7 protein-coding genes are annotated in these 7875 nt (G+C 39.6%); 4 read left to right on the top strand and 3 right to left on the bottom strand.

Going from position 1 to position 7875, the window contains the following annotated elements; all coding sequences use genetic code 11:
• Positions 1-57: 57 nt before the first annotated feature.
• The 3 genes from dnaK to DCO44_RS14105 all read right to left on the bottom strand — a co-directional run bounded on the left by dnaK (position 58) and on the right by DCO44_RS14105 (position 3721).
• Positions 58-1998 carry a molecular chaperone DnaK gene (gene dnaK / locus DCO44_RS14095; RefSeq protein WP_116762956.1) on the bottom strand — a complete coding sequence of 647 codons (1941 nt, stop codon included), beginning with the start codon at positions 1996-1998 and terminating at the stop codon, positions 58-60.
• A gap of 121 nt (positions 1999-2119) precedes the next feature.
• Positions 2120-2668 (bottom strand): nucleotide exchange factor GrpE, encoded by a 549-nt coding sequence (gene grpE, locus DCO44_RS14100; RefSeq protein ID WP_116762958.1) that lies wholly within the window; start codon positions 2666-2668, stop codon positions 2120-2122.
• A 174-nt stretch (positions 2669-2842) separates the two neighbouring features.
• Complete coding sequence (locus tag DCO44_RS14105) at positions 2843-3721, bottom strand: LysR family transcriptional regulator (RefSeq protein WP_116762960.1); 879 nt, start codon at positions 3719-3721, stop codon at positions 2843-2845.
• 108 nt (positions 3722-3829) lie between these two features.
• On the opposite strand from DCO44_RS14105, the gene DCO44_RS14110 reads away from it, so the two are divergent.
• The 4 genes from DCO44_RS14110 (at position 3830) to DCO44_RS14125 (ending at position 7496) form a co-directional block, all read left to right on the top strand.
• Entirely contained in the window at positions 3830-4684 is an 855-nt protein-coding gene (locus DCO44_RS14110) for an MBL fold metallo-hydrolase (RefSeq protein WP_116762962.1), read from the top strand.
• 534 nt (positions 4685-5218) lie between these two features.
• Positions 5219-5455, top strand: a complete 237-nt coding sequence (locus tag DCO44_RS14115) for a hypothetical protein (protein WP_116762964.1) — start codon at positions 5219-5221, stop codon at positions 5453-5455.
• A 269-nt stretch (positions 5456-5724) separates the two neighbouring features.
• The gene (locus DCO44_RS14120; RefSeq protein WP_116762966.1) at positions 5725-6786 is read left to right on the top strand and encodes an alpha/beta hydrolase; all 1062 of its coding nucleotides are present in this window, start codon (positions 5725-5727) and stop codon (positions 6784-6786) included.
• A 158-nt stretch (positions 6787-6944) separates the two neighbouring features.
• Positions 6945-7496 (top strand): peptidylprolyl isomerase, encoded by a 552-nt coding sequence (locus tag DCO44_RS14125; RefSeq protein ID WP_116762968.1) that lies wholly within the window; start codon positions 6945-6947, stop codon positions 7494-7496.
• Positions 7497-7875 lie beyond the last annotated feature (379 nt).

Genomic DNA, 7875 nt, shown 5'->3' on the forward strand with positions numbered 1-7875 from the left:
AAATATTTTTCAATCAAAAAAAACCGCGCCTAAGCGCGGTTTTTTTAAAGAGACAAATTATTTTTTGTCATCTTTAACTTCTGTGAACTCAGCATCTACAACGCCATCGTCCGCTTTTTGTTGACCAGCAGCATCACCTTGGAATGCATTTGGATCAAAACCTTCAGCGCCGCCAGCACCTTGCGCTTGTTCATAAGCACGTTGGGTGATTGGCATTAAGATGTTTTGTAAAGCTTCTGTTTTCGCTTTGATATCTTCAACATCATTTTCTTTCGTTGAAGCTTCAAGTTCAGAAACCGCAGTACTGATTGCAGTTTTTTCATCTTCAGTGACTTTATCACCAAGATCTTTAACTGCTTTATTCGAGCTTGAAATTAATGCATCAGCTTCGTTACGCGCTTTTGCAAGTTCTTCAAACTTACGGTCTTCTTCAGCATTCGCTTCAGCATCTTTAATCATTGCTTCGATTTCAGCATCAGACAAACCTGAGTTTGCTTTAATCTGGATCGATTGCTCTTTACCTGTGCTCTTATCTTTCGCAGATACTTTCAAGATACCATCCGCGTTGATATCGAACGATACTTCAATTTGTGGCACACCACGTGGAGCAGGTGGGATATCGCCTAATTGGAAGTTACCCAACAATTTGTTTTGTTGAGCCATTTTACGTTCACCTTGGAACACTGAAATGTCTACCGCAGGTTGGTTGTCAGCAGCAGTAGAGAACACTTGTGATTTTTTCGCAGGAATCGTGGTGTTTTTCTCAATAATCGCTGTTAACACGCCACCCATGGTTTCGATACCAAGTGTAAGCGGAGTAACGTCAAGAAGAAGTACGTCAGTTTTGTCACCAGACAATACCGCACCTTGAATCGCAGCACCAATTGCAACTGCTTCGTCAGGGTTTACGTCTTTACGTGGCTCTTTGCCAAAGAACTCTTGAACTTTCTGTTGAACCATTGGCATACGTGATTGACCACCGACCAAGATCACGTCAGAGATGTCAGAAGTCGAAAGACCAGCATCTTTAAGCGCGATACGGCAAGGCTCAATGGTACGAGCAACCAAATCAGCAACCAAACCTTCAAGTTTCGCACGTGTTACATTGATCACTAAGTGTTTAGGACCAGTCGCATCAGCCGTGATGTATGGAAGGTTAATTTCCGTTGCAGTTGATGAAGAAAGCTCGATTTTTGCTTTTTCAGCCGCTTCTTTCAAACGTTGTAACGCAAGTGGATCATTTTTCAAGTTCACACTTTGTTCTTTCTTAAATTCTTCAACCAAGAATTCAATTAACGCGTTATCAAAGTCTTCACCGCCAAGGAAAGTATCACCATTTGTTGATAACACTTCGATTTGCTGGTCGCCATCAAGGTCTGCGATTTCAATGATTGATACGTCAAAAGTACCACCACCTAAGTCGTAAACCGCAATTTTACGATCGCCTTCTTTTTTGTCCATACCGAACGCAAGTGCCGCAGCAGTTGGTTCGTTAATGATACGTTTAACGTCTAAACCAGCGATTTTACCCGCATCTTTAGTTGCTTGACGTTGCGCATCATTAAAGTAAGCAGGCACCGTAATCACGGCTTCAGTTACTGTTTCACCCAAATAGTCTTCTGCAGTTTTCTTCATCTTTTTCAAGATTTCAGCAGAGATCTGTTGTGGCGCAAGTTTCTTATCGTTTACTTCAACCCAAGCATCGCCATTGTCTGCTTTGATGATTTTGTAAGGGACAAGACCGATGTCTTTTTGTACCGCTTGGTCTTCATAACGACGACCGATCAAACGCTTAATCGCGAATAATGTGTTTTTTGGGTTAGTCACTGCCTGACGTTTAGCAGATTGACCCACCAAGATTTCACCATCTTTATACGCAATGATCGATGGAGTTGTACGAGCACCTTCAGCGTTCTCGATTACTTTAACTTTGTCGCCTTCAAGTACAGCAACGCATGAGTTTGTTGTACCTAAGTCAATACCAATGATTTTAGCCATTAGATCTGTTCCTCAAAAATTTTTGTGCAATGTTTTTGCTTGTTATCCGATATGAGAGCCGTTCAAAATTTTTCAAGTTATTTTTCTGAAAATTTTTCACAAACTCCCGTATTTATAGGGTTTATGCGCCTACCATCACCATAGCAGGGCGAAGTAAACGACCATTTAAGGTGTAACCTTTCTGTAAAACGGTACCAATTTCGTTCGCTTTGGCATTTGGATCAATCCCGACTGCTTGGTGCAAATCTGCATTGAAACCGTTTTGTGTATCTGCTTCGACCACACCAAATTTTTCAAGTGTCGTGAGTAAAGATTTCAAGGTGAGTTTTACGCCTTCAAGTACAGGAGTTTCTTCTTCACCTGCGGCTTGAATGGCACGTTCTAAATTGTCGACAGAGTCGAGTAGTTCTTTGGCGAACTTCTCTAAAACCGTATCTTTGTGTTTGTCAGATTCACGTTGAATGCGCTCAACACTTTTTTGTGCTTCATAAACGGCATTTGCTGTACGGGCTTTTTCTAATTTCAAGCTTTCTTCAAGTTTGCCGATTTGCGCTTGTAAATCTTCAACTGAAACGTCTGTTTGCTCGGTTTCAGCTTGAGTTTGCGCTGTTTGTGACTCAGCTTGCTCTTGTTGAAGGTCTTGAGCTTGTTCGTTTTGCTCAGTTGTCATTGATTTACTCCGTTTAAAAGGGTTCTTAAACATGTACAGTCCTTTGGCGTCAGTGTTCACTGGTTAATTCTGAACTGTCATGAGTTATGAAATTCATGATTATTAAAAGAGGTCGGGGCAGGAAAGCAAAATTCAAGTTGCATGCTTGATTAAATTTGCACTATTTCTGTTTTTTTAAGGCAAATTGAAGTGCTGAATTACAAATGCAATGAATTCTTGTGTTTTTTTACTTAAATGCCGCCGCGATGAATACACCACAGACAGTTGCATTTTAGGTAAGTCATAGTCTGGAAGAATGGGGCATAAGGTCCGTTGGTTCAATTCGGCTTGTACCAGTGGACAGGGGAGCATGGCAATCCCTTGTGCTTGTTTGCACATTTCTAATAATGCATAGGCATCATTGCTTTGGATCACACTATGTAAGCTATAGTTTTTTGGGGGGTGATTTGGAGCGTTCAGCGTCCAAGCTGAATGCATGCTGTGATGGGTTAGGCAGGTATGTTGTAACAGTTGTTCAGGATGTTGAATCTCAGGCGCTTGTGCCAAATAATCAGGATGTGCACATAAAACAGAGTCAATCGGCAAGAGCGGACGGGCAATTAAACCTTCAGCTACTTTAGGGCTAATCCGAAAGGCTAAATCGATCTGGGCATCAATTAAATCGAGCGTGTCCTCTGTAATCACAATATCGAATTGTACAAATGGAAGCTGCTGTCTGAATTGTTTAATACATTCTGCTAAGCCATTTTGCAGTAAAAAAAGCCCTGTAGTCAGTCGAATGGTACCAATCTGTTGTTGATCATGGGTCATTTCTAAGAGGAGCTGCTGCTGTTGCAAAATATTTTCGCAGTAATGCAGGGCTTGTTCTCCTGTCGATGTCAGGGAAATTTTACGGGTATTGCGATGAAATAATCGGGTCGAAAAATGATTTTCCAGATGTTCAAGGTAGCGCGACACCATGGCGCGTGAAACATTAAGCTGGTCTGCGGCTTTGGTCAAACTGCCTTGTTGGGCAATACAGACAAAGACTTGAATGGCTTTTAGGGTATCCATATTTATGTTTATTGTTGCGTATATTGCAACAGTTTATCTTAAGTTAAGCTGTTTATTTGTCAGAAACTGAAATTTAAAGTATTCAAAATCAAATAAGAGATGAATACCATGCAAACCAAGTTTTATGCCTTTGCCTTAACTGCTTTAGCGCTTAGCTCCACTGCCTATGCGCAAGACCTAAAAATTCACACGTATTTAGCGAAACCTGAACATTTCGGCGTGACGTCTACTCTTATTGAAGGAGATCAAGAAGTCATGTTGGTGAATGCACAATTTTCTAAATCTGAGGCATTACGAATCGCCGCAGATATTTTAGATCGCGGTAAAACCTTAACGACTATTTTTGTGAGCTATGGAGATCCAGATTTTTATTTTGGTTTAGATGTTTTTAAGCACTATTTCCCAAATGTTAAAATCATTGCTACCCCTGAAACGGTCAAACATATTCAAGATACCCAAGCATTGAAAGTTCAGTATTGGGGACCAAAAATGGGAGCCAATGCACCAAGCAAAATTATTGTTCCGCAAGCATATACAGCTCAAGTTTTAAAGCTTGAAAATGAAGAGATTGACATTAAAGGTCAAAAAGAACTGACCTATTTATGGATTCCAAGTGCTAAAGCGGTAGTCGGTGGGATTCCTGTTTCATCGGGTATTCACTTGTGGATGGCAGATACACCAAGCTCGAAAGATCGTGCAGAAGTAGTTAAGACCTTAGAATCAATCAAAGCACTTCAACCTGAAGTTGTGGTTCCTGCACATATGAAAGCTGGTGCGGCTGAAGGTCTCGCTGCTGTGAATTTCTCCATAGACTATTTAAAGCAATATGAGAAAGCGGTGAAAGCCAGCAAAAACTCAGCCGAGCTAATCGGAATCATGCAAACACAGTATCCTACTTTAGGTGAGTCAAGCAGCTTGGAGTTGGGCGCCAAAGTGGTCAAAGGCGAGATGAAGTGGCCTTAATGATCATTTGCATAAAACGATCATGATGAGCGGAGTTCAATCTTTCACAATTTGGGCAAATGTTTGGAGGATGGATCACCACAATCATGGTCATCGTAGTTTATAGATATTTTAAAAATCTGTTTTTAAAGCTTATTCAACCGCCGAATAAGCTTTTTTTTGAATGAAATTGCTGAGAATTGCTACATTGTATAGGTTAAGCACAGCAGAAATGTGATGAGTTGATGGTTCTGTAGAGACTTGGCAACAACAATAAGTAGTTTCATTTTGATATCTTTTAAGAAAATCTGCTTTCTGAGGGGTGTTGAGCTGCAACGATGTAATTTATACGATTAAAAATAATCACTTAATTCACTTTTTTGCTCTCATCGTAAAAATGATGCTTCAAAATAAGCTTAATAAAAGATTGCAGAATGCAACCAACCGATAAAAAACGCTCACCATACATGTGCGCAAAGCATTGAAAAAACATGAATGATGACTTCGCAAAACTAAAGATTGGTTTTGTATTTTTTATTTGAAAAGGAACAAGGTATGAAAAAAGTCGGACTATTTACGATTTCTATGTTAGTTATTTCAGTGCTTGCAGTGGGTTGTGCATCGAAAGACCCTGTACAAGCGACTGAAACAGCTCAAATCTCGACTGGAGCAGAAGTGGGTGCACAAGGACAAGTTGGGATTGCTGCGCAAGCAGATGGGTCTTCAAACATGAATGCTCCACAGGCTCAAATGAATGATATGCAGGGTCAACCACAATCGATTCAACAATAATGCTTATATTGTTGAGTTGAAAACGGCATATAGAGTAAAGACAGTACTTGAATGAGGTGTACTGTCTGAATCAATTGATGCTCTTATTAATTAAGGATGTGTTAAAGAACTAAACTTTTGTATTGATGATTTTGACTTGAACTTGCAGTAATAGTGTTAATGACAATATGCTTAAAGCAGATTAGTTTTGTTGCAAAAGCCTTAATTTAAGGTTGAACTTGTTCCGTAAAGTTTGACCGAAAGATAAAATAACAAGGAATAAGTCGTTTATGGGCGTATCAATACAAAAAATGATGGAACAAAATCAAGGTACAGCAGCGCGATTACTCGATAAGTTGCCTAATTTTGTACAGGAGAATATCGTCAAGGCTTTGGCCTATCCTTATCACTACCCTGAATTAGACTCTTTTCTTAAATGTCTGGTTGCCGTTCAGTATAAACAGAACAAAGCAGGCTTTATTTCTGCAGATGCACAGCACTCTCGTAAAGTCTTTGAATTACAGAGCCAACTCATTACAGGAAAATCGACCGCCATTAAACAGGTCGAAGATTTACGTTTACCTTTGCAAAGTGGAACTATTTTTGCGCGTCACTATCATCCTGCGCCAAATAAAAAACTTCCGATGCTCGTGTTCTATCATGGAGGAGGCTTTGTGGTGGGCAGTATCGATAGTTATGATGAAGTGTGTCGTTTATTGGCTGTACATGCGCATGTCCAAGTGCTCAGTATTGATTATCCTTTGGCACCAGAAGCCTCGCCTTATCAAATTGTACAAACTTGTGAAGATGCCTTGGCATGGGTGTATCAAAATCGAAAACAACTCAAAATCTTAAAAAATCGTATAGCCGTTGCAGGTGACAGTGCAGGCGGCAATTTAAGTGCGGTGGTTGCGCAACGTAGTATAGGTAAAGCCTATGCACCGCAAGTCCAGTTTCTAATTTATCCAGCATTAGACTTTAAAAGTCGTCATCCTTCCTTTTTTGCTTATAAAGATGGTCTAGTCTTAACGGGAGATGATGTTGATACTGTGACCGCACATTATGCGACGCAACATCAGGTTGCTTTGGATGATCCAATTATTTCCCCAACTTATGGTAGTTTAAAAAAATTAGCATCCGCCTTTGTTGTTACGGCAGGGCATGATGTACTGCACGATGAAGCCGAGATCTATGCGCATAAGCTACGACATCATGGTGTTTCCGTGGCTTATCATGATTATCCAAGTATGACCCATGGTTTCATTAACATGGCAGGCTTATCGCGGACTGCAAAGAAAAACTACATCGAAATGAGTAAAAAATTCCGAAAATTTTGGGATAAACACAGTTAAAGTAGGATGCAAATAAAGTGTTTTAAATATTTGAAGATCCATGTATAAATTTAAAACAATGATTTAGATATTATAAATAAAAAGTTTAAAAGTATCTGAATTTTAAGAGTTGTGTTAAATATAGCCAAATATAAAACAGCATTACAGGAACCCCCAACATGTTAAAACAGAGCCTCGCGTTATTGACTGCTGCTACATTCAGTGTGTGTACCTATGCAGCCAATACTCTGGTGGAAATGAAAACATCAATGGGAAATATTGAAATTGAGCTATTTAATGATAAAGCACCAGTTTCAGCCAAAAACTTTGAAGACTACGCAAAAGCCAATTTCTATAACGGAACTATTTTTCACCGTGTCATTCCTGGTTTCATGATTCAGGGTGGAGGAATGGATGCCAACATGGTCGAAAAGCCAACCAAGGCACCTATCAAGAACGAATCTTCAAATGGTTTAAAGAATACGCGTGGCACTCTAGCAATGGCACGCACGAACAACCCAAACTCAGCCACCAGCCAATTCTTTATTAATGTTGTTGACAATGACTTTTTAAATAAAGGATCTATGAATGCAGGTTATGCGGTCTTTGGTAAGGTGACGAAGGGAATGGATGTGGTCGATAAAATTATCAAAGTACCGACTGTTAGCTATGGTATGCACCAAGATGTACCAAAGCAACCAGTGAAAATTCTCAGTGTGAACATTAAGTAAGCAAGCGCTACTAAACCATTAAAAAAACCAGCAGAAATATTTTATTCATATTTCTGCTTTATAATTAATAGTTTACCTTATTTCTTGTGTAACAATGAGCCAAAAAAGTGCATAAAAATACAACACCTGATAAAACAGCCAGTTAAAAGTGCTTGCACTCATACCAAAACTCTATAGAATGCACCCCATGCCGACGAGATAGACGGAAACGAACAAAGCGCGAAGCGCTGAGTTGTTAAGTTTATCGAAGTCCAGCTTCTAGCACTGACGAGGTGTTAGAAAGATCATTAAGAGATTATGAAGAACAACTTGTGTGGATTTTTACTGATTGATTGATCGAAATTATTTTCATTGATTGATGGTAGAAATTACTCGAAGT

Source organism: Acinetobacter sp. AM (assembly GCF_003105055.1).
In the GTDB taxonomy this organism is placed as follows: Bacteria; Pseudomonadota; Gammaproteobacteria; order Pseudomonadales; family Moraxellaceae; genus Acinetobacter; species Acinetobacter tibetensis.